Here is a 22293-nt window from a genome sequence, read left to right on the forward strand (position 1 = left end):
TGCGGCATAATAACTATCAGTATGGACTGTTAAGCGCAGCTTTCGTTCAGTTCTGCTGATACCAGCGTAGCTTGGAGCGACAGGCCTCATAGAAGTTATGGGTCATCGGGTGCACCAGTTTCAATTTTTTAGCTTTCTTGCTGATGGTAATAGTGTCATCCGGGGCCAGCTTTATATCCACCTGACCATCAAAACTGATGCGGGGATGAATTTCATTGCCTTCATTAATCACCAGCTTCAGCTCACTGTCACCAGACACTACCAGCGGCCTGCTGGTCAGCATGTGGGGGTGCATTGGCACCAGAACCATCGCGTCAATTTTGGGATGCATGATCGGGCCACCACCGGACAGAGCATAGGCGGTTGAGCCCGTTGGAGTGGCAATAATCAGACCATCAGAGCGCTGGCAATAGACATACTGGTCATCAATAAACAGTTCAAATTCAATAATCTTGGTAGAAACACCGGGATGAAGAACCACATCGTTCAGCGCATCACCCTGACCAATCAGCTGACCATCACGCTCCACTCTCGCTTCCAGAAGAAAACGGCTTTCCATGGAATACTGTCCATCAAGAATCTCGCCAATGCGTGGTTCCAGTTCATCCGGTGATACATCGGTCAGAAAGCCCAGGCGACCACGGTTTACACCCAGTACCGGCACATCATAGGCAGAGAGTTCTCTGCCTGCGCCCAGCAAACTGCCATCACCACCGATGACGATGACCAGATCACTGTTTTGTCCCATAGTACTGCGGCTAAAGGTTTTCGTCTGTGGACTCGGCAGAATATCGGACAGGCTCTCATCGACAACAATATCGACATTCCTTGACTCCAGAAACGTTACCAGACGCTTCAGGGTATCAACGATATGAGAGCGCCCCTGACGGCCGGTAATGCCTATCCGTTTGAACTGTTCCATAGGTTAAATCACTTGTTATTCCAACCTGAGAGTGCCAGTCTTGAGCACCCGGACATTCGAAATCATAAGCCACTTCTCCACCGTTGGTGGGCATACGGCTATTCAATTATTCGATTACGTATGGCCACATACTTACCAGACTTTAAACGGCAGCTCCAATATTAAATGCTGACTTTCGATCAAATAGCCAGAGACATCCACTGGATTCAATCCAGCCCTGCCTTGCTAAGTCAGCAGCATAATCCACTGTTTATAGAAACTCCAAACCTTATAAAAGCATCAGACCGGTCTGAGTATCAACTGACTCGTTCCGGCTTTAGTACCCTGATTGAATTATTAGGTCAGCGCCGACAACACCTGCTGGGCATTTATTATGAAACTCTCTGGCAGTTTGTACTTTCCCATGGACATAACTCCGAACTTATTGCCACTAACCTTCAGGTCAAACAGGGTAATCGAACACTGGGGGAGTTTGACTTGATTCTTCGGCAACAGAATCAAATCATTCATCGAGAGCTGGCGATTAAGTACTATCTTGGCTTACCTTCCAGTAATGAGATACCAAGCACTTGGAATCACTGGGTGGGACCAGGCCTGAAAGATCGTCTGGACAGGAAACTGAACAGGCTGATCGATCATCAAATCAACCTGTCTCAAACCGAAGAAGGCAAGACTGCCCTCGGTGATATTACCAGTGAAGTTATCAGGCAGGAGATTCTGGTTCAGGGGTATCTCTTTTACCCGTTCGACCAGCCGTGCAATACACCCGTTGGTGTATCAGATAATCACCTTCGGGGACAATGGCTGCCTGCCAGCAAACTACCCTCGTACATTGATACACTGCCAGAGAGTTCAGTCTATCAAGAGCTTCCCAAGCAACTCTGGCTATCGCCTTTTGCTGGTCAAGAAGACTGCAATATCCAGTTTGATGAACAACAGCTGGTCGCTCACCTTCAGGCACAAATGCAAAGTGGAACAGCTCCAAAGCTAATCGCCCGTTGTCGTATTCAGGGTGGACGTATCATTGAAGAACAGCGTTTTATTGTTGTGCCTGATGACTGGCAGAAAAATGCAGTAATAACTTCTCAGAAACAACTTTTCTGACTCAAATTTTAAGTCCTCGCCTACCCTGCAAACCTCCCGTGTGAATCAATAACACACGACAGCCCTCTGCGACTTGCCCGGCCTCAACCGCTTTTTTAAAAGCCAGCAGCATTTTTCCGGTATACACCTGATCAAGAGGTAAACCACTCTCTTCTTCAGTCTCAGTTATAAACTGCAAAAGCTCTGGCGTGGTTTTACCATAACCGCCACAATGCCCTTCAAGATCAAGCGACCAGTTAGTTAACGATGCATCCAGATACTGATTAATATCCGCCTCCATAAAAGCAGCGCCTTTTAATACAGGTACAACTTTTACATGGCTTCGGTTGTTTACCGAACGAATTACTCCTGCCGCTGTTGCACCTGTTCCTGCGGCCAGCCATATCTGATCATAATCTGCAGGGTCGATACTTCCGGACTCAAGAATTTCTTCACAACCTTTAACACCTAACTCTCCGGAACCACCCTCAGGGACAATCCAGACTTCATTGTTCTGCAATGATAATTGCTCAAGTAATTCCTGATGATATTCAGGCTCATAACGCTTTCGATAATCATAACGGCTGACGTAAACCAGCTGCATTCCCCAGCGCTCGACATCCTGCAGCATGGCTGACGGTTGTTTTGGTCTTTCACCACGAATAACGCCAATAGTTTTAAAGCCAAAGTGTTTGCCCGCCGCGGCAAGTGCATGGATATGATTGGACCAGGCACCGCCAAAACTGAGAACGGTATTAATACCTCTGGACTGAGCCTCAAGAATATTGTGTTTGAGCTTGTACCATTTATTACCGCTGATTTCGGGGTGCAACAAATCAAGCCTGAGAACATCTACCGTTAACTGACCATGCTTAATAGAACCTGAACAGAAAGACAGAACCGGAACAGCCTGTTTAAGAAACATCATTTTTTGTTTTCCTGCTATCACTCAGCCGGAAGAAGATTCTCTTCTTTCTGCAAAGCAACATATAAATTCTGGTCTATAGTTTGATTCCGACTCGCCATTAGTATCGGAGATAAAAAGATGATTAATAAATCACGTTATTTTTTACTGGCTCATGCTTGCGCCATCTCTTTAATCATTCTCATGACAAGCCCGAAGTCTGCTTCAGCCAACAACCCCAGAGTCATTCTTTCCAGCCCAGAGAACTATCTGGAAGGAACCAGAGCAACCTACAGCTGCAGTGCAGCTGATAGTGTTGGTTCCCGCTGGTACTTTAATGGTACCCGAATCCATCAGGCCACATTCAATGGTTCATCAACTGACGTAGCCTGTATCAATGGCAGTACAACCAACTCGATTACATTCTTTTTTAATAGAACCAATGTTGGTATTGATGTCGTTAAGGTACTGCCCGTTAGCATAAATAATACCTTAATTTCCTGTGAAGCAGAGTTTCCACCCGATCAGACATCCGATACTACCTACTACATTCCTTCCGGAAACAACAAGACATTACGTGTATTTAGCTTCGAAGCCATCAAAAGAACCACTCTCGACTGGTTAACTTTATTGAAGACCGGGTTGGTAGACAACTCTCAGAATCTGCCCGACTACGAGCGCTTATCCACCAAAGAGCTTCTACAGCAGAGTTGCCTGATGCCTGCGAACCTCGAGTCACTGGACTCAGGCTCATTGAACACAGAATCGTTAACGACCATAAAAAACCTGCCTGCAACTGTCGCACTTTTGCTGCAATGGACTCCTGTATTCATCCCCGATCTTCCTCGCTGGAATTATCCGCTGCGATACTATCTGGTCATAGAAAACAGTCTGGGAGAAATTCTGACAACCAGAAAAACAACTGACACTTCAATCAACGTTGAAGTACCACTGAAGGAAGCCATCTGTCATCAGTTGGAAGTTCGCTTGACGCCCGCCTATTTCTCCAGTGAGTCTGAAGATTACATTGTCGGGAATCATCCAACGACCCGAATGTCTATTTCAGTCAGGAACATTCCTATTCAAGCAGGTGAGCTTCTGCAACCCGGAAAAACGCCTCGCAGTGACTGGGTAATGAATCTGGACAGTTCGGATAATACAATACCCTATACACTTGTCTTTCTTAATCAAAAAGATGAGCTCATTTCAATCAACACCAATAGTTCAGAGTACGCCAGAGTAGAGAATGGTCAGTTGAAGGTCAGCGCACTGTTTATGCAACTTATTGACCCTGCCAGCCTGATGGTCGTTACTTATCAAGCTCAGCCTGTTTTATCTGCACGAGAAGAAGCCGACACTCCGTCTCCCAATTACCTGCCTTCGGATAATCCCTTCTATATCTCCATGCAAGGCTTCACCTGCCCTGAGGAAACAGAAGAGAGCACTGAAACAATGGCTCCGCCAATTACGGCAGCAATATCAACACACAGTGACTCACCCAGAACAAATGCCCCCACACTGGTTACTGTTCACAGCAACTCTCCAGATCTAAAAAGCACATATTGGGTTGAAGCGGTTATAGCTTTGGTAATGACACTAAGTTTCAGTCAGTAAGTGTGTTGACACATGCAACCAAATATTAATGTTTAGATCTGAAAATATAGAAACGGGAGAGGAGAGTAAGGCAGAATAGAAAAACAAAGGCAGGCTCACAAAGAGTAAGCCTGCCCGAAGAAGATAAACCTCTTACCGCTTTATTATTAACCGCGGTAGTAACGCTGCTCAATAAACGGCATACGGCTGACAGTCATTGGCAACTGCTTTCCACGCACCAGAGCAAAAACTTCAGTTTCCAGAGTAGAATACGCTTTCTTCACGTAAGCCATGGAAACGGGCGCACCAATGGTAGGTCCGAAACTGCCGGAAGTCACCTTACCGATCACTTCACCTTCAGCGTTTACCAGCTCGGTACCTTCACGAACCGGCGCACGGCTGGAACCCAGCAGGCCAACACGCTTGGTGTCGAATTCCTTGGTGGCAATCTGCTCAAGAATCTTGTCAGCTCCCGGGAAGCCACCGGCACGTTCGCCGTCAGCACGACGGATCTTGGAGATCGCCCAGATAAGGCTGCCTTCAATCGGTGTCGTAGTGGTATCCAGATCGTGCCCGTAAAGGCACAGACCACTCTCAAGGCGCAGGGAGTCACGAGCACCCAGGCCAATAGCCTCAACTTCAGGCTGGTCCAGGAACATCTTGCACAGCTTGGCAGCATCAGCAGAAGGAATGGAGATTTCAAAACCGTCTTCACCGGTGTAACCGGAGCGGGACACGAAGCAATCAATGCCTTCAACACTGATACGACGGGTATCCATGAAAACCATGTCAGCCGTTTCAGGTGCAAAACGCTTCATTACGTCTGCAGCAGCAGGACCCTGAAGTGCTACCAGAGCGCGGTCGTCCAGTACTTCCAGTTCAACACCGTCTTCCAGGTTTTCGGTCATATGACCAATGTCCTGATACTTGCAAGCCGCATTTACGACAACGTACAGGTAGTCACCATAGTTAGCGACCATCAGATCGTCCATGATGCCGCCTTCTTCGTTGGTGAACAGCGCATAACGCTGCTTACCAACAGGCAGGTCGATAATATCAACCGGCACCAGCTTCTCCAGCATGGCCGCAGCGCCTTCGCCTTTCAGCAGAACCTGTCCCATGTGGGAAACATCAAACAAACCGGCTTTTTCACGGGTATGGATGTGTTCGTTTTTTACGCCCAGTGGATACTGAACCGGCATTTCAAAACCGGCGAAAGGGACCATCTTGCCACCCAGTTCCAGGTGCAAATCGTAGAGAGGGGTTTTGTTCAGTTGCTCTGACATGACCTAATCCTTGCAAATTCGGTAAAACCAGCCTGAGCTGACAGGCTGGCTTATGATTCAGACTGTGACTTAATCAGTCTTCATCTCTGTTCTTAACGATAAACATCAATGCTCGGGCAGGAGCAGACAAAGTGACGATCACCGTGAACATTGTCAACACGGTTCACGGTCGGCCAGTACTTGGAATCACGGGTAGCCTTAGACGGGAATACACCTTCTTCACGGCTGTAAGGACGATCCCAGTCAGCGCTTACCAGATCACTCATAGTGTGTGGTGCATTGCCCAGCGGGTTGTTCTCCAGCGGCCATTCACCAGCCTGCACTTTTTCAACTTCTTTTCTGATGCTTATCATGGCATCAATGAAGCGGTCAATTTCTACCTTGGACTCGGACTCGGTCGGCTCGATCATCAGAGTGCCGGCAACCGGGAAAGACATGGTCGGCGCATGGAAACCGTAATCCATCAGACGCTTGGCAATATCTTCTTCCGTTACACCACTGGCGTCCTTAAGCGGACGAATGTCGATGATGCATTCGTGGGCAACCATGCCAGTACGACCACGGAAAAGTATCGGATAATGGCCAGACAGTTTTTCGGTCAGGTAGTTGGCGTTCAGAATCGCCAGCTCGGTAGACTCACGCAGACCTTCACGACCCAGAGTCACACAATACATCCAGCTGATTGGCAGAATGGAGGAGCTACCGAAAGGCGCTGCAGATACCGCACCAATGCCTTCGTTGTCACCTTCAATCGGGTTTACCTGATGGTTTGGCAGGAAAGGAGCCAGATGACTCTTAACACCGATAGGACCCATGCCCGGACCACCACCACCGTGTGGAATGGCGAAGGTCTTGTGCAGGTTCAGGTGAGAAACGTCAGATCCAATCTCGCCCGGCTTGGAAACACCTACCTGAGCGTTCATGTTGGCGCCGTCCATGTAAACCTGACCACCATTGTCGTGAATGATCTGACAGATATTACGGATCTCTTCTTCGAAGACACCGTGGGTGGACGGGTAAGTTACCATCAGCGCAGACAGGTTTTCACTGTGCTTTTCAGCTTTGGCTTTCAGGTCTTCAACGTCAACATTACCGTCTTCATCGCACTCAACGATCACTACCTTCATGCTGACCATGGCAGCAGAGGCAGGGTTGGTACCGTGTGCAGAAGAAGGAATCAGGCAGATATCACGATGTTCCTGACCGATAGATTCCTGATACTTACGGATGGCCAACAGACCTGCGTATTCACCCTGAGCACCGGAGTTAGGCTGCATGGAGACAGCGTCGTAGCCAGTAATTTCAGCCAGTGCGTCTTCCAGCTCGTGAATCATCTTCAGATAACCACGGGTCTGGTTCTTAGGCGCAAACGGGTGAATGTTGGCAAACTCAGGCCAGGTCACCGGAAGCATCTGGGAAGTTGCGTTCAGCTTCATGGTGCAGGAGCCCAGCGGGATCATGCCATGGGTCAGGGAGTAATCTTTATTCTCTAGACGCTTCAGGTAACGCAGCATTTCAGTTTCGGACTGATAGCTGTTGAACACAGGGTGTTCCAGAACGGCATCGGTACGACGCTGCTCTGCAGAAATACCGGACAGAGACAGCACGTCAGCATCCAGACGTTCGTTGCTGCCAGTCAGCAGGTGGAACAGCTCTTTAATGTCGTCAACTGTATTGGTTTCATCAAAGCTGACACCCAGAGAGTCACTATCAATACGACGCAGGTTAATGCCTTCAGACAGTGCTGCATTATACAAACGCTCCTGCTCTTCACCCACTTTCACTGTCAGTGTATCGAAGAAGCTGCCATTCACTTCCAGACCCTGCTTTTGCAGTGAAGACTGCAGCAAAGAGGTCAGACCGTGAACACGTTCAGCAATGGCTCGCAGACCTTCTGGTCCGTGGTAAACCGCGTAGCAGGCCGCCATATTGGCCAGCAGAGCCTGAGCGGTACAGATGTTAGACGTCGCCTTTTCACGACGGATGTGCTGTTCACGGGTCTGCATCGCCATACGCAGGGCCTGGTTGCCCTTGCTGTCGACAGAAACACCGATAATACGACCAGGGATAGAACGCTTGAGCTTCTCACCAGTCGCAAAGAATGCAGCGTGAGGACCACCAAAGCCCATGGGTACACCAAAGCGCTGGCTGGTACCCAGAGCAATATCAGCACCCAGATCTTTTGGTGATTTCAGCAGCATCAGAGCCAGCAGGTCAGTAGCAACGGAAACCATGGCTTTCTGCTGTTTGGCGCTGGCGATAATGGCTTCGATATCCTTGATGTCACCGTAAGTGCCAGGATACTGAAGCTGAACACCGAACACTTCGTGTTTTTCCAGTTCGGTTTCCGGGTTGCCTACTACTACAGGGATATCCATGTAGGCGGCACGGGTCTTGATTACGTCGATGGTCTGCGGATGCACGTCGTCAGCAACAAAGAACACCTGGTGCTTGCTGCGGTTGGAACGGCGGCACAGGGACATAGCTTCAGCAGCAGCTGTTGCTTCGTCCAGCAGAGAGGCGTTGGCCACTTCCATGCCGGTCAGGTCCATTACCATCTGCTGATAGTTCAGCAGCATTTCCAGACGACCCTGGGAAATCTCTGGTTGGTAAGGTGTGTAAGCCGTGTACCAGCCCGGATTTTCCATCACGTTGCGGAGAATCACATAAGGGACGAGGGTGTTGTAATAACCCATACCGATATAAGACTTGTTAACTGTATTCTGGTCTGCCAGTGACTTAAGGTAAGCCAGTGCTTCCTCTTCTGTCTTAGCACTGTCCAGAGCCAGAGGCTGATCAAGCAGAATGCTTTCAGGCACGGTCTTGCTGATCAATTCATTCATTGAAGCCAGACCAAGCGCATCAAGCATGGCTTTCTGTTCAGCTTCATTAGGGCCGATGTGGCGGTGAGAGAATGCGCCCAGCTCTTGCAGTTCAGCGAGCGTTCTCTTTTCAAATTGTTGTTCAACAGCCATGAAAATACCTTTAGTTCATCCTGTCGGCTGAGATGACATGACAGGAAGCACACGAGAATACAGTCAGGCCGGATGGAAATATCCGGCCTCAGTCAATGTTCGCTGATCAGTCCAAAGTTTCTTTGTAGGCAGCTTCGTCCATCAGATTGTCCAGATCGGACTCATTGGACAGTTTGATTTTGGCGATCCAGCCAGTGTCTAAAGGAGATTCATTGATGGTTTCCGGAGCTTCGTCCAGAGTTTCATTGACCTCAACCACTTCACCGCTGACAGGTGCATAGATGTCAGACGCTGCTTTTACAGACTCAACCAGAGAGAACTCAGTGCCTGCAGTGACTTCCTGACCGATTTCCGGCAGTTCTACAAATACTACGTCGCCCAGCAGTTCCTGAGCGTGTTCACTGATACCCACTGTTACAGTACCGTCGCCGTTTACCTGAACCCATTCGTGTGATGGAGCAAATTTCAGACTTGCAGTCATGATGCATTCCTTCTTTCTTTATAGTTAGTTTTTGTTGTTAGCTTTAATGAACAGCTGTAATTAACGTTTCAACTTATGTCGCAATCAGCAGGCAACAGCGTTGATGGCAAGGCCACCTGTGGCTGTTTCCCGGTATTTTTCATGCATGTCCAGACCAGTCTGGTACATGGTTTGAATCACTTCATCCAGGTGAACACGATGACTGCCGTCACCGTTCATGGCCAGGCGAGCAGCGTTAAGCGCTTTCACTCCACCCATGGTGTTTCGTTCGATACAGGGAACCTGAACCAGTCCGGCGATTGGATCGCAGGTCAGGCCAAGGTTGTGTTCCATGCCAATTTCAGCGGCATTTTCGATTTGCTCGTTGGTTCCACCCTGCACTGCACACAGTGCACCTGCAGCCATGGAACAGGCCACTCCAATCTCACCCTGACAACCTACTTCAGCAGCAGATATAGAGGCATTTTTCTTATAAAGCATGCCGATGGCGGCAGCCGTCGCCAGAAAGGTTACTATGCCGTCGTCGCCATCTTTATTAAGAAACTTCTCGAAGTAAGCCAGAACCGCTGGAATAACGCCCGCTGCACCATTAGTGGGTGCTGTTACTACACGACCACCGACAGCATTCTCTTCATTGACGGCCATGGCAAACAGGTTAACCCAGTCCATCGCTTCCAGATGGTTATCACCGGATTTCTGTTTCTTCAGCAGGTCAGCATGAAGGCTGTTAGCACGACGTTTTACTCCCAGACCACCCGGCAATACACCAGTGCGAACACAACCACGATCGATACAGGCATTCATAACATCGCGAATATGCAGCAAGTCTTTTCGGATATCGTCAGAGCGACCCAGTAGAGCTTCATTGGCCAGTGCCATTTCAGCGATGGAAAGGCCGGATTTTCTGCCCATAACCAGCAGGTCTTCACCATTCTCGAACGGGTATGGAAGTTTTACTGATGAAGCTTCTTCTGGCTGATCATTTTTCTCAGTTTCTTCTTCACTGAGAACAAAACCACCACCTACGGAATAGAAATTGTTCTGGTAAATGACAATACCGGCTTCATCTCGAACGCTTAGAGTCATGCCATTAGGGTGTTTGGGCAGAGACTGACCAAAACAGAACAACAAATCAGACTCTTCTTTAAAAGCTATTGTCTTTATGCCACCCAGATCGATTTTCTGGAGTTCACGAATAGTGGCGACCAATTCTGGCGCATAATCTGGATCTATCTGATCCGGTTGTTCACCCGAAAGACCCTGCATAACGGCGGTATCTGTCGCATGTCCCTTGCCTGTCATCGCCAGTGAGCCGAATAATTCGACTTTAACACTGGCTACCTGTTCCATCAGGTTTCTGCTAACCAGTTCTGCAACAAAACGGTTACCAGCCACCATTGGGCCAACGGTATGGGAAGAAGATGGACCAAGGCCAATCTTGAAAAGGTCCAGCACGCTCAAACCCATAGAAGACTCCGTTGTTATTATTTGTCTGAGCATTTTTGTCATTACTGGAAGCAACGAAAAAAATGCGTCTTTAGCTCAAGGCTGAATTTATGTTTCTTTTCCAATGGTTTGAGAGATTACCAAGACATTTTTTCATCATCAACCAAAAAGTTTCCTATAAGAAACATTTTTAACAATACTCATACTTTTGCGATTGCGATATAGTTAAGCTCCAGCTTTCCACTATCAGGAAGCAACTTCTCGAACAAACCGGATACACCATGTCAGAACACACGGATTTCCTGAAAGACGAACAGGTCAAAATAAAAATCGAACGCAGGAATCCAGCTAAAAATAAGGCTGACGCTACCGTTGAGCCTTTACAGCTGGGGCAGAGGGTTCGGGAGATTCGCAAAACCAGAAATCTCACCCTGGAAGAGGTCAGTAAACTGACCGGTCTTTCAAGATCAGCGATCTCCAAAATTGAGAATGATCAGATCTCTCCTACGTTTGCCGCTGTCACCAAACTGGTTAACGGACTGGGAATCGACATCCCACAACTGTTTAGTCCGGCTAAAAAGAAGTCAGCAGCCGTAGGTCGTCGTGACGTCACTTTAAAAGGCACTGGTAAGCTTCATCCCACCAAAACCTATGAACATGAACTGCTTGCGGCAGAGTTAACTGGTAAGCGAATGGTGCCCTATCGCACCACCGTCTGTGCACGCAGCTTTAATGATTATGAAGAATGGGTAAGACACGAAGGTGAAGAGTTCCTACTGGTTCTGAGTGGCAGTATTGAGCTTTACACCGAATTTTATCAGCCCGTAGAACTTCAGGAAGGCGACAGCGCTTATTATGATGCTGAAATGGGGCACGCGGTTATTTCAACCAGTGAAGAGGATGCAGTTATTCTCTGGGTTACCGCTTAGTCAAAAATTGTTAGTACAGTTAAGCCCATGAATCTGCCTGAAGCTCGGAACAGGCAGGTTCAGAGCCTTTATTAACTCTCTCGCCTTAAATGCTTCAGTTTTTACTTTCACTCCATCACTGCTAATGTAATTTACTATTGCTATCTCGAGTTAACAGTAAAAACAGCAATGGCCAGAGGCCTTGCGGAGATAGCTTATAAAAACAAATAAAACATTACTTAATGGACAATCATGTTCACAAAAATGCTTCTTCTATTATTAGCGTTTTGTACTCTTTCTGCCGGCTTCGCCAGCGAAAAGCTGATTATTGCCCACCGCGGTGCCAGCGGATATCTGCCCGAACACACCCTGGAATCATACACTGCCGCCTACTTTATGAATGCAGACTACATTGAGCAGGATGTTGTCATGACCCGTGATAACCAGCTTGTTCTTCTGCATGATATTTTCCTGGATCGTGTCACCGACGCAGCATTCAAATTCCCCAACCGCTTCCGAATAGAAGCTGATGGCAGTAAGCGCTGGCGCGTTATTGACTTTACACTGGCAGAAATTAAAAAGCTGAATGTTACTACAGGCTTTCGTACAACTGATGCTCCCACAAAACAGCATGACAGGAGTCAGACCACAGCCATCTGGCCCGAACGTTTTCCTATCTGGAAATCAGGCTTTAGAGTAGCCACTTTGGCTGAAGCCATAGAGTTAATCCAGGGTTTGAATAAGGCAACAGGCAGGAATGTCGGCATCTATCCAGAAGTTAAAAACCCCAGTCAGTTTCTGATCGAAGGAAAGGACATATCTCTTGCTGTATTGAAAGAGTTGAAAAAATACGGTTACCACAAGAAATCTGACAAAATATTTATTCAGTGTTTTAACCCTATTGAAACCAGGCGAATTGCTGAAGAGCTTCTACCAAAACTGGGAATGGAGCTAAACGTTATTCAGCTGATCGCTAAAACCAGCTGGAACGAGTCCTACAGTATTATCGATGGCAAGTTGATTCCCTATGACTTCGGTTGGATGCTTGAAAAAGGAGGTATGAAAAAAATTGCCGAATACGCGGACGGCATTGGTCCATGGAAATCTTTTCTTCTGGATACAAAACAATCCGCCCGCACAGGATTGACTCTATTACCTATGATATCTGAAGCAAAAAAACTCGGATTAAAAGTACATCCATACACCTTTCGTGCAGATGAAGGTCGTATTCTCACCCCCGCCAAAGACTTTGAAGATATGGTCAGCATGTTTTTTTATGATATCGGTGTAGATGCCGTATTCACTGACTTCCCTGACCGAGCCCATAAAGTTCGACGATAAATCGAGTCAGAACCCTTACTTTCTTAGTCAAAAGTATTCAGATGCCTTCAAATAATTCACGTATTCAAGGTTAATCCAGACCGGTTTCAGGTTTTTCATTACAGCCTACAGAAGCCGCCCATCCAAAACATAAATGATAATTAATATATCAACTACACTTCCAGCTACTCCGACTATCAAGATAATAATAATGAAGCACTATAGTCTTGCTTTACTAAGCCTTATCGCAGCTGCTGGTTGCGCCCCCACTCAGTCTGAAGCGAGCCAGATTTTTCTTCTTTGTGAGTATAAAAAAGTCTACATTGAAAGCGAACCTCAACACTTACTCATCAAATATGGAACCACCCCCAGCCATCAGGATTTTCAGTTATTCTTTTCCCGACCTTCAACTGAGAAACTCGAACCTGTCTCTATTCCAGACAACCATTTTATTTCTAATTTTTTAATTAACAGCCAGAAAACTATTACCGGCCTCTGCCACAGGATTCCCACTGTTAAGGTTAGATACCTTATTTCGCATTATGAGGAAAGTCACCCGACAAACAGCATCTTTTCGAACGAAATCCAACCTGGTGAAGTCAGGTATGCGAACTTCTCATGGGACACTGTATCAGGAAAGAACTACCGCCAAACTCTCGCTATAGCCTCACTCAATTTATTCGTTCTAGCCGTACCTGCATTGAGCATACTCGGCTCCGTTTTTGACCAGTTATTACACTCTAGGACAAACTATTTTGTTTCGGAGCCTTATCCTGACATGGGGGTAGATGAGTTCAGACCTATGGGCATGCCCATTCAAAACGAGATAGTATCTTTGCGTAGACTTGCAAGGGACTAGTATATAGCAGGTAGCCTCTCTTCAAACTTTGACGACAACCTATGTCCAGATAACCTGAAAACCAACCCTGAATCTAAGTACAAAACGAAAAACGCCCGGACACCATTAAAGATATCCGGGCGAGTCATGCTTGCACTGTCAGAGGCACCCACTACGATCTGACAATACAACACATTCTTTTATTCATAAGCTCATGCGTAGAGAGGGAAGCGAGCACAAAGTTCTTCGACTTCAACTTTTACTTTCTCTTCTACAGCATGGTTACCGTCAGTGCCGTTCTCGACCAGACCATCCAGTACATCACTGATCAAGTGAGCGACTTTGCGGAACTCTTCTTCACCAAAACCACGAGTGGTACCCGCTGGCGTACCCAGGCGGATGCCGGAAGTGACCATTGGCTTTTCAGGGTCGAATGGAATGCCGTTCTTGTTACAGGTGATACCGGCTCTTTCCAGAGCTTCCTCAACATAGTTACCTTTCAGCCCCTTCGGACGCAGGTCAACCAGCACCAGGTGTGTATCAGTACCGCCGGTTACGATGTCACAACCGCGTTCAACCATAACTTCAGACAGAGCACGGGCATTCTTTACGACAGAACCAATGTAGTCCTTGAATTCTGGCTGCAGTGCTTCACCGAGTGCCACTGCTTTACCAGCAATAACGTGCATCAGTGGACCACCCTGCAGGCCCGGGAATACGGCAGAGTTAATCTTTTTACCCAGATCCAGATTGTTGGACAGAATCATACCGCCACGAGGACCACGGAGAGTCTTGTGCGTAGTAGTAGTAACGATGTCTGCATAAGGCAGCGGGCTTGGGTGTGCACCGGTAGCAATCAGGCCAGCAATGTGTGCCATATCAACCATCAGATAAGCACCAACCTTGTCAGCAATATCACGGAAACGTTTGAAATCAATTTCACGAGGAATCGCAGAACCGCCAGCAATAATCATCTTTGGCTGGCACTCAACGGCCTGAGCTTCTACTTCATCGTAATCAATCTGCTGGGTATCACGATTTACGCCGTACTGAACTGCATTAAACCATTTACCAGACAGAGCAGGACGAGCACCGTGAGTCAGGTGACCACCGGCGTCCAGTGACATACCCAGAATAGTGTCACCCGGCTGCAGCAGTGCCAGCATTACCGCACCGTTAGCCTGAGCACCGGAGTGAGGCTGAACATTTACGAACTGGCAGTCGAACAATTGCTTGGCTCGCTCAATGGCAAGAGTCTCAACCTTATCTACGTGCTCACAGCCACCATAATAACGGCGACCTGCATAGCCTTCAGCGTACTTGTTGGTCAGCACTGTTCCCTGAGCTTCCATGACTGCGCGGGAAACAATATTCTCGGAAGCAATCAGTTCGATCTGCTTTTCCTGACGTTCATTCTCTTCATTAACAGCGGAACGAACAGCGGAGTCGATAGCGGACAGGTCTTGAGTAAAGAATGCCTGTGCGGCTTCTGACGGGTATGCCTTGCTCATTTATTATTTTCTCCAGAGACGGACATGGCCGTTTATTATTGTTTGTCTGTGAAACATTTTGATGGCGTCACTTTATCGCCAAAATTCTTATCAGGCAACTTTTTCTCTTATAGGAAACTTTTATTTACAAAGTTTGAATCTTAATCAGCTCATTGACGTATAACTGGAATAACAAATTCATCAGAGACAATGGAAGACAACAATGAGCATAGAGAGCCGTATTTTTGAACACACTGATAATATTGAGCTATGAAATAATTTGCTGATAAATGTGGTTTTTTTATTAAAAGAGCACTTGAAAGATTGGTTATATAAGGATAATTTCTCTTTTAGTAAACATTCACCACCAATAAGAAAAAAACAAAGAGGTGCACTACTACCTAATACAACTTTGACCAATAGCAGTAAACGGGCAAAGGCCCCTGACAAATTCTACGAACAGCGACACCGGCACCCACTGTCCCTGTTTTGCCAAAAGCCATAAAAAAACCGACGTAATACAATAAAAATAAGGATCCTTTATCACCATGGAATTATTAACCTCCATATTCAGCTCCATAAACAGCGTTGTCTGGGGCCCCATGATGCTGGTACTCATACTGGGTACCGGTCTTTTCCTGATGCTCGGTCTTCGACTGATGCCTCTCCTCAAGCTCGGCACTGGCTTCAAACTCCTCTGGGGCGGAAGAAACAGTAAAAAGGGTGAAGAGAAAGAAGGTGAGATTTCACCTTTCCAGGCTCTGATGACCGCACTGTCCGCAACCGTTGGTACTGGTAACATCGCTGGTGTTGCTACTGCTGTATTCCTCGGCGGCCCTGGCGCACTGTTCTGGATGTGGTGTACTGCCCTCGTTGGTATGGCCACCAAGTTCTCCGAAGCCGTTCTGGCCGTTAAATACCGTGAAGTAGATGAAGAAGGCAACCACGTTGGTGGCCCGATGTACTACATCAAGAACGGTCTGGGTCAGAAGTGGGCATGGCTGGGTACAACCTTTGCCGTATTCGCTGCTATCGCTGCTTTCGGTATCGGTAACACAGTACAGTCCAACTCCGTTGCTGATGTACTGCATGCCAACTTCGACATGCCACAATGGGTCACCGGCGTCATTCTGATGGTACTGGTTGGTGCGGTATTGCTGGGTGGCGTCAAGCGTATCGGCGCTGTTGCTGGCGCACTGGTTCCTGTTATGGCCATCGCTTATCTGGGTGCAGGCCTGATCGTTCTGGCGATCAATGCTGACGCGATTCCACACGCTCTGGACCTGATCTTCACTTACGCTTTCACTGACACTGCTGCTGAAGGTGGCTTTGCCGGTGCAGCTGTATGGATGGCGATTCGTTTCGGTGTAGCTCGCGGCGTTTTCTCTAACGAAGCCGGCCTGGGTTCCGCTCCAATCGCTCACGCTGCCGCACAGACTAAAGATCCTGTACGTCAGGGTCTGATTGCGATGCTGGGTACCTTTATTGATACCATCGTTATCTGCTCTATCACTGGCCTGGCAATCATCACTTCCGGTCTCTGGACTTCTGGTGAATCTGGCGCTGCTCTGACTTCTGCTGCTTTTGCCCAGGCTCTGCCAGGTGTAGGTAACTACATCATCGCAGTTTCCCTGAGCATCTTTGCCTTCACCACAATCCTTGGTTGGGCTCTGTATGGCGAACGTAGCGTTGAATACCTGCTGGGCGTTAAAGCGATCAAGCCTTACCGCATCCTGTGGATCCTGGCTGTTCCAGCCGGTGCAGTACTAAGCCTGGACTTCATCTGGCTGGTAGCTGACACCCTGAACGCTATGATGGCTCTACCTAACCTGATTGCCCTGTGCATGCTAAGCCCGGTTGTATTCAAACTGGCTAAAGAGTACTTCTCCGACAAGAAAAGCGGCGAAACTGTCTCTGCACAGTAACTCTTTTTAAAGCTGAAGCCTGATGACCCCAGTCAGGCTTCAGTTTTTACCCACTTCTCCCATCTCGCTTTATTTCAATCATTTCTAAACAGATATCAACCAGTTAGCTCACCCATAACCCCCACAACACCGTCATTGCTGTACGAACGCCTCAGCCGCATTCTTTGATTTAGAGCATATAAGCGCTTATCTGTAAGAAATATGTCATCTAACAAACCTTCACAGCCTAGAGCCGCATGCTACAATGCTGATTCACTAAAAACATGTACTCTTGCCTGATACCAAAGACTGCAGCGACTTTTTTGAAGTCAAAGGTGACGTTTTAACCGATGATTTCCAGGACGCTCGGTGCTTTTTATGGTCACAGAAAAGCAGCTACAGCGTCCTCGGAGAGAGAGAGAAAATGTCAAACAAACTGTTCGTTGGCAATCTGGCCTTTGCAGCCACTGAACAAGATCTAGAAGAAGCTTTTAGCGCCTATGGCGAAATCGAAGAAGCTAAGATTATTCTGGATCGCGAAACCGGTCGTTCACGTGGTTTTGCATTCGTGACCTTCACTTCCAATGACGCTGCCGAAGCTGCTCTGGCTCTGGACGGCCGTGACCTTTCCGGACGCGGTATCAGAGTAAGCATTGCTACTGAACGCCCACGCAACAACAATAGTGGCGCTCGTCGCAACTTTGGTGGTGGCGGTGGTAACCGTGAAGGTAGTAACCGCCGCTTCTGAGCCTTGTAACTCTTAAGCAATAAGAAACCGATCACCCTGATCGGTTTTTTTTATTTCTGACAGGCATAAAAAAACCCCAACAGCCTGAGCTATTAGGGTTTTAGAAAGGATGGCGGACCGGACGAGACTCGAACTCGCGACCTCCGGCGTGACAGGCCGGCATTCTAACCAACTGAACTACCGGTCCGCTATTCCTGCTTGCTGTTTTTCAGAGATAACTCCTTCAAACATCAAGACTTAATGTGGTGGGTGATGACGGGATCGAACCGCCGACCCGCTGCTTGTAAGGCAGCTGCTCTCCCAGCTGAGCTAATCACCCTGAGCGCTCTTAAAAAGAGACTTTAATAAATAAAACGCCTGTCGTGCTTTATTTACTTTTACTTCACAGTAAAAAAATGGCGGACCGGACGAGACTCGAACTCGCGACCTCCGGCGTGACAGGCCGGCATTCTAACCAACTGAACTACCGGTCCGCTATTTCCGCTTAATACTTTTCAACGAAGAAAAGCTTAAGACTTTGTTTGGTGGGTGATGACGGGATCGAACCGCCGACCCGCTGCTTGTAAGGCAGCTGCTCTCCCAGCTGAGCTAATCACCCAATCAATGCTGTTAAAGTGTGCATTATCACTTAAAAATGGCGGACCGGACGAGACTCGAACTCGCGACCTCCGGCGTGACAGGCCGGCATTCTAACCAACTGAACTACCGGTCCGCTATTTCCGCTTAACATTCTTTCGAATACTAAGACTTAATATGGTGGGTGATGACGGGATCGAACCGCCGACCCGCTGCTTGTAAGGCAGCTGCTCTCCCAGCTGAGCTAATCACCCAATCAATGCTGTTAAAGTGTGCATTGTCACTTAAAAAATGGCGGACCGGACGAGACTCGAACTCGCGACCTCCGGCGTGACAGGCCGGCATTCTAACCAACTGAACTACCGGTCCGCTATTTCCGCTTAACACTTTTCAACGAAGAAAAGCTTAAGACTTATTCTCTTAAAAAGAGTGGTGGGTGATGACGGGATCGAACCGCCGACCCGCTGCTTGTAAGGCAGCTGCTCTCCCAGCTGAGCTAATCACCCAAATCTTGGCCTTCTACGCAGCAAACTGCTTCGCTCAAGGCTATAGATAAAAACGCCTGTCATGCTTTTATCTATTTAAAAAATGGCGGACCGGACGAGACTCGAACTCGCGACCTCCGGCGTGACAGGCCGGCATTCTAACCAACTGAACTACCGGTCCGCTATTTCCGCTTAACATTCTTTCGAATACTAAGGCTTAATATGGTGGGTGATGACGGGATCGAACCGCCGACCCGCTGCTTGTAAGGCAGCTGCTCTCCCAGCTGAGCTAATCACCCATATAACCATTACTTATTGATAGCGATCAAAAGCAGGCTTCGAACTATACCTGAAGACGATTGTCGTTCAAGTATTATTTAATGCTTTTCAATCACTTGCTAAGCATTAATAAAAATGGCGGACCGGACGAGACTCGAACTCGCGACCTCCGGCGTGACAGGCCGGCATTCTAACCAACTGAACTACCGGTCCGCTATTCCTGCTTAACACTTTTTCGAATGCTAAGACTTAAAGTGGTGGGTGATGACGGGATCGAACCGCCGACCCGCTGCTTGTAAGGCAGCTGCTCTCCCAGCTGAGCTAATCACCCATGCTTTTCGAATCACTCTCATTTGAGAACGCTTTGAAAAGTTGGTTGCCGTGTCTCGACAACGCGGCGCATTATAAGCAGCCAGATTGAGTTCACGCAAGATGCTTTAGAGATTTTTTTCATAAGTATCATCCACTAATCCTATTCATTTACTGCACTTCCTTATAGATAGAATTCATTTCCTCCACGCTGTTCTCATCAACGTATAATGTGCACCAACATGAACAAACGGATTCAACCATGTGGTTTAAGAACCTTATTTTTTATCGTTTCACTCAAAAGTTTGAATTGAGCACGGAAGAGCTCGAAGAAAAGCTAACCGAAAAACGTTTTCGCAGTTGTGGCAGTCAGGACGTAAGCACCTATGGCTGGGTTCCACCTCTGGGCAAACATGGCGATATGTTGACCCATGCCAGCGGCGACTTTGTGCTGATCTGCGCACGCAGAGAAGAAAAGATACTTCCTTCCAGCGTTATCAAGGACGCTCTGGAAGAGAAAATAGAAACCATAGAGCAGAATGAACATCGCGAAGTCTTCAGCAAGGAAAAGAAGGCTCTTAAAGAAGATGTCACTATGGAGCTTCTACCCAAGGCCTTTACCAAGAGTCAGAACACACTGGCTTATATAGACACTAAAGAAGGCTGGATCGTTGTTGATGCTTCTTCCTTTAAGAAAGCCGAAGAGCTCACCAGTTGCCTCCGTGAATGCCTGGGCAGCCTGCCAGTGGTTAATCCTCCGCTGAAAAACATGCCTTCAGTAACCATGACCCAATGGCTGAATGAAAAGCCGCACATTGAACCACCTTTTGTACTGGGTCATGAATGTGATTTGCGAGAAGCAGGTGATGAAGGCGGCCAGGTAAATGTTCGCAAGCAGGAATTAATTACCGACGAGATCAAGGCTCACCTGGAAGCAGGCATGCAGGTCAGCAAGCTGGCACTGCTTTGGGATGATGCGCAGTCTTTCGTGTTAGGTGATGACCTGATCGTTCGTAAACTGAAGTTCACTGAAGTCATTCAGGATCAGCTGGATGATATTTCTGCAGACACAGCGGCTGAACAGTTTGATGCAGACTTCAGTGTAATGACTCTATCACTCAGAAAACTTATCAACGACCTGATTGATACTCTGGGTGGATTTGCCGAGTAAGATCACTTCAGAGCTGGAAAACTGAAAACATCCCCCAGCCCAAACTGAACATCAAATGGGCTGCCGGGGACCAACTGAGGCTCTGGAGAAGAAGGTTCCGAGCTGACCTCATACTCACAATAAACAGCGATAGTACTGGTATCAGCACCATGATTAAAAATACGGTAGCTGCAATCCTTACGAACCGTGAATAATTTCTTTTTACCAACAGGAAATTGATTCGCAGGCACTATATTTATCTGCCCATAGAAGTGCTCACCAAGCCTGCTGGAAGTTACAGTGAACTCCATATCTTTACCACTGCGTATTAAGACTACTTTTTTTGAACACTTCTCACAGTTTGGCTGACACTGTTGGCAGAGTTTCAGCAGTCCCTGACTCTGATCCTTCTGATACGACTCAAAAAGACTTCGAATAATACTCTCATCTTGAAGGGCACCCAGACAGTCCAGATAAGTCTGATCTGCTTCCAGATTGGGTATGTTTAATACCAGCAACATCAACAAACAAAAACGTAAATTGACCCGACTCATATGAGAAATCTCTCCGGACGGGTCAGTAACTCTAGTCAATTACATGCAGACTGCTAGCACTTTGCTTTATTAGCCATAGAGTTTTAATGCATCAGACCAAACAGCTTGCCACGATAACGCTTAGCGACAGGGTTACCTGCACCCAACTGCTCAAACACTTTCAGCATTAACAGACGAGCACCGTCTTCACGAAATTCACGATCACGGCGAACGATGGTCAGCAGGTTTTCCAGCGCCTGCTCAACCTCATCAGCAATCACCAGACGAATAGCTAACTGATAGCGAGCTTCATGGTCGTTCTCGTTTTCGGACAGCCTGGCTTCCAGCTCTGCCTGCTGCGGTGCTTCAGCAACCATTTCATAAAAGGCAAGTTTGGCTTTGGGCTGGGCAATACCTTCAGCATCAGAAGGCAGTGCCGCAATCAAGGTTTTAGCGTCATCAATTCTGCCCAGTTGCAACAGCAAGTTAACCTGTAGTACCTGCAAAGCATGATTCTCTGGCTCTTGCTGAAGAATCTGCTGAAGCAATTGCAGAGCCTGTTCATGCTGCCCTACTTCAATGAGCTGATCAATCTGCTGTTTAACCCTCTCAGCTGGGCTCATAGTGATGGGATCAAGCACTTCCTTCAACGCAGCTTCTGTCTGAACACCACTCAATACCTGAACGGGCTGACCATTTTGGAAGAAAACCAGTGTAGGAACATTACGAATCCCCATCTGGGACATCAGCTGCTGCCCCAACTGGGTTTCAGCATCCAGTTTCGCCATCAAGAATTTACCCTGATAATCTTCCACCAGTTTTGCCAGCACAGGCATCTGATGTTTGCAGGGCTCACACCAGTCAGCCCAGATATCCAGTAGCACAGGTCGCTGCACCGACTCCTCAAGCAATATCTGTCGAAAGTTCTCTTCAGTTACATCAATAATATTTACTGCTTCATTCATATTTTCTATTCCGTGCAAACTGGATCAGCAAGTTCTGATATTAAACAGCTTTAAACGCGAAGCTACTGCTAGCTGAAAAAACTATAAGACTTCTTTGC

At 47.6% G+C, this 22293-nt stretch carries 17 protein-coding genes and 12 tRNA genes; 8 read left to right on the forward strand and 21 right to left on the reverse strand.

The annotated features are described in order from the left end of the window. Positions 1-46: 46 nt before the first annotated feature. The gene (locus EOPP23_RS20025; RefSeq protein WP_153767770.1) at positions 47-922 is read right to left on the reverse strand and encodes an NAD(+) kinase; all 876 of its coding nucleotides are present in this window, start codon (positions 920-922) and stop codon (positions 47-49) included. 165 nt (positions 923-1087) lie between these two features. Here EOPP23_RS20025 and EOPP23_RS20030 point away from each other — a divergent pair, with 165 nt between their 5' ends. Beyond that, entirely contained in the window at positions 1088-2026 is a 939-nt protein-coding gene (locus tag EOPP23_RS20030; RefSeq protein ID WP_153767771.1) for a DUF1853 family protein, read from the forward strand. Position 2027: 1 nt separating this feature from the next. On the opposite strand, the gene EOPP23_RS20035 is transcribed toward EOPP23_RS20030, so the two are convergent. Next, positions 2028-2933, reverse strand: coding sequence for a 1-aminocyclopropane-1-carboxylate deaminase/D-cysteine desulfhydrase (locus EOPP23_RS20035; RefSeq protein WP_228550815.1), 906 nt, complete (start codon positions 2931-2933; stop codon positions 2028-2030). A 117-nt stretch (positions 2934-3050) separates the two neighbouring features. On the opposite strand from EOPP23_RS20035, the gene EOPP23_RS20040 reads away from it, so the two are divergent. Beyond that, positions 3051-4523 carry a hypothetical protein gene (locus EOPP23_RS20040; protein ID WP_153767772.1) on the forward strand — a complete coding sequence of 491 codons (1473 nt, stop codon included), beginning with the start codon at positions 3051-3053 and terminating at the stop codon, positions 4521-4523. A gap of 146 nt (positions 4524-4669) precedes the next feature. Here EOPP23_RS20040 and gcvT read toward each other — a convergent pair whose 3' ends face one another. The 4 genes from gcvT to EOPP23_RS20060 form a co-directional block, all read right to left on the reverse strand. Beyond that, positions 4670-5788 carry a glycine cleavage system aminomethyltransferase GcvT gene (gene gcvT, locus EOPP23_RS20045; protein WP_153767773.1) on the reverse strand — a complete coding sequence of 373 codons (1119 nt, stop codon included), beginning with the start codon at positions 5786-5788 and terminating at the stop codon, positions 4670-4672. Positions 5789-5880: 92 nt separating this feature from the next. After that, positions 5881-8763, reverse strand: a complete 2883-nt coding sequence (gcvP, locus tag EOPP23_RS20050) for an aminomethyl-transferring glycine dehydrogenase (RefSeq protein WP_153767774.1) — start codon at positions 8761-8763, stop codon at positions 5881-5883. Positions 8764-8869: 106 nt separating this feature from the next. Then, positions 8870-9244 (reverse strand): glycine cleavage system protein GcvH, encoded by a 375-nt coding sequence (gene gcvH, locus EOPP23_RS20055; protein ID WP_153767775.1) that lies wholly within the window; start codon positions 9242-9244, stop codon positions 8870-8872. Positions 9245-9328: 84 nt separating this feature from the next. Beyond that, positions 9329-10711, reverse strand: coding sequence for an L-serine ammonia-lyase (locus EOPP23_RS20060; protein WP_153767776.1), 1383 nt, complete (start codon positions 10709-10711; stop codon positions 9329-9331). 260 nt (positions 10712-10971) lie between these two features. Between EOPP23_RS20060 and EOPP23_RS20065 the strand changes: the two genes are divergently transcribed. The 3 genes from EOPP23_RS20065 to EOPP23_RS20075 all read left to right on the forward strand — a co-directional run bounded on the left by EOPP23_RS20065 (position 10972) and on the right by EOPP23_RS20075 (position 13777). Then, positions 10972-11619 (forward strand): helix-turn-helix domain-containing protein, encoded by a 648-nt coding sequence (locus EOPP23_RS20065; protein ID WP_153767777.1) that lies wholly within the window; start codon positions 10972-10974, stop codon positions 11617-11619. A gap of 231 nt (positions 11620-11850) precedes the next feature. Beyond that, positions 11851-12939, forward strand: a complete 1089-nt coding sequence (gene glpQ, locus EOPP23_RS20070) for a glycerophosphodiester phosphodiesterase (protein ID WP_153767778.1) — start codon at positions 11851-11853, stop codon at positions 12937-12939. Positions 12940-13129: 190 nt separating this feature from the next. After that, positions 13130-13777: a hypothetical protein gene (locus EOPP23_RS20075; protein WP_153767779.1), complete on the forward strand. Its 648-nt coding sequence runs from the start codon at positions 13130-13132 to the stop codon at positions 13775-13777. Between the two features lie 191 nt (positions 13778-13968). On the opposite strand, the gene glyA is transcribed toward EOPP23_RS20075, so the two are convergent. Next, entirely contained in the window at positions 13969-15267 is a 1299-nt protein-coding gene (gene glyA, locus EOPP23_RS20080; RefSeq protein ID WP_153767780.1) for a serine hydroxymethyltransferase, read from the reverse strand. Positions 15268-15794: 527 nt separating this feature from the next. On the opposite strand from glyA, the gene EOPP23_RS20085 reads away from it, so the two are divergent. Next, complete coding sequence (locus EOPP23_RS20085) at positions 15795-17171, forward strand: sodium:alanine symporter family protein (RefSeq protein WP_153767781.1); 1377 nt, start codon at positions 15795-15797, stop codon at positions 17169-17171. 403 nt (positions 17172-17574) lie between these two features. Beyond that, positions 17575-17898: an RNA-binding protein gene (locus tag EOPP23_RS20090; protein WP_153767782.1), complete on the forward strand. Its 324-nt coding sequence runs from the start codon at positions 17575-17577 to the stop codon at positions 17896-17898. 110 nt (positions 17899-18008) lie between these two features. Here the strand turns inward: EOPP23_RS20090 and EOPP23_RS20095 are convergent. The 12 genes from EOPP23_RS20095 to EOPP23_RS20150 form a co-directional block, all read right to left on the reverse strand. After that, positions 18009-18085: transfer RNA gene (locus EOPP23_RS20095), tRNA-Asp, on the reverse strand. 56 nt (positions 18086-18141) lie between these two features. Then, positions 18142-18217: transfer RNA gene (locus EOPP23_RS20100), tRNA-Val, on the reverse strand. A gap of 77 nt (positions 18218-18294) precedes the next feature. Then, positions 18295-18371 (reverse strand) — tRNA-Asp (locus EOPP23_RS20105). A 49-nt stretch (positions 18372-18420) separates the two neighbouring features. Then, a tRNA-Val gene (locus EOPP23_RS20110) sits at positions 18421-18496 on the reverse strand. Positions 18497-18533: 37 nt separating this feature from the next. After that, positions 18534-18610, reverse strand: a tRNA-Asp gene (locus tag EOPP23_RS20115). 42 nt (positions 18611-18652) lie between these two features. After that, positions 18653-18728 (reverse strand) — tRNA-Val (locus EOPP23_RS20120). 38 nt (positions 18729-18766) lie between these two features. Continuing rightward, positions 18767-18843, reverse strand: a tRNA-Asp gene (locus tag EOPP23_RS20125). 61 nt (positions 18844-18904) lie between these two features. Beyond that, positions 18905-18980 (reverse strand) — tRNA-Val (locus tag EOPP23_RS20130). 83 nt (positions 18981-19063) lie between these two features. After that, positions 19064-19140, reverse strand: a tRNA-Asp gene (locus EOPP23_RS20135). A 42-nt stretch (positions 19141-19182) separates the two neighbouring features. Next, a tRNA-Val gene (locus tag EOPP23_RS20140) sits at positions 19183-19258 on the reverse strand. 116 nt (positions 19259-19374) lie between these two features. After that, positions 19375-19451 (reverse strand) — tRNA-Asp (locus EOPP23_RS20145). 42 nt (positions 19452-19493) lie between these two features. Continuing rightward, a tRNA-Val gene (locus EOPP23_RS20150) sits at positions 19494-19569 on the reverse strand. 240 nt (positions 19570-19809) lie between these two features. Here EOPP23_RS20150 and rdgC point away from each other — a divergent pair. Beyond that, positions 19810-20718: a recombination-associated protein RdgC gene (rdgC, locus tag EOPP23_RS20155; protein WP_153767783.1), complete on the forward strand. Its 909-nt coding sequence runs from the start codon at positions 19810-19812 to the stop codon at positions 20716-20718. Positions 20719-20720: 2 nt separating this feature from the next. On the opposite strand, the gene EOPP23_RS20160 is transcribed toward rdgC, so the two are convergent. Both EOPP23_RS20160 and EOPP23_RS20165 read right to left on the reverse strand, forming a co-directional pair. Further along, positions 20721-21251 carry a hypothetical protein gene (locus tag EOPP23_RS20160; protein WP_153767784.1) on the reverse strand — a complete coding sequence of 177 codons (531 nt, stop codon included), beginning with the start codon at positions 21249-21251 and terminating at the stop codon, positions 20721-20723. 83 nt (positions 21252-21334) lie between these two features. Then, positions 21335-22195, reverse strand: coding sequence for a tetratricopeptide repeat protein (locus tag EOPP23_RS20165; protein ID WP_153767785.1), 861 nt, complete (start codon positions 22193-22195; stop codon positions 21335-21337). Positions 22196-22293: the final 98 nt, after the last annotated feature.

Source organism: Endozoicomonas sp. OPT23 (assembly GCF_009653635.1).
Taxonomy (GTDB): domain Bacteria; phylum Pseudomonadota; class Gammaproteobacteria; order Pseudomonadales; family Endozoicomonadaceae; genus Endozoicomonas_A.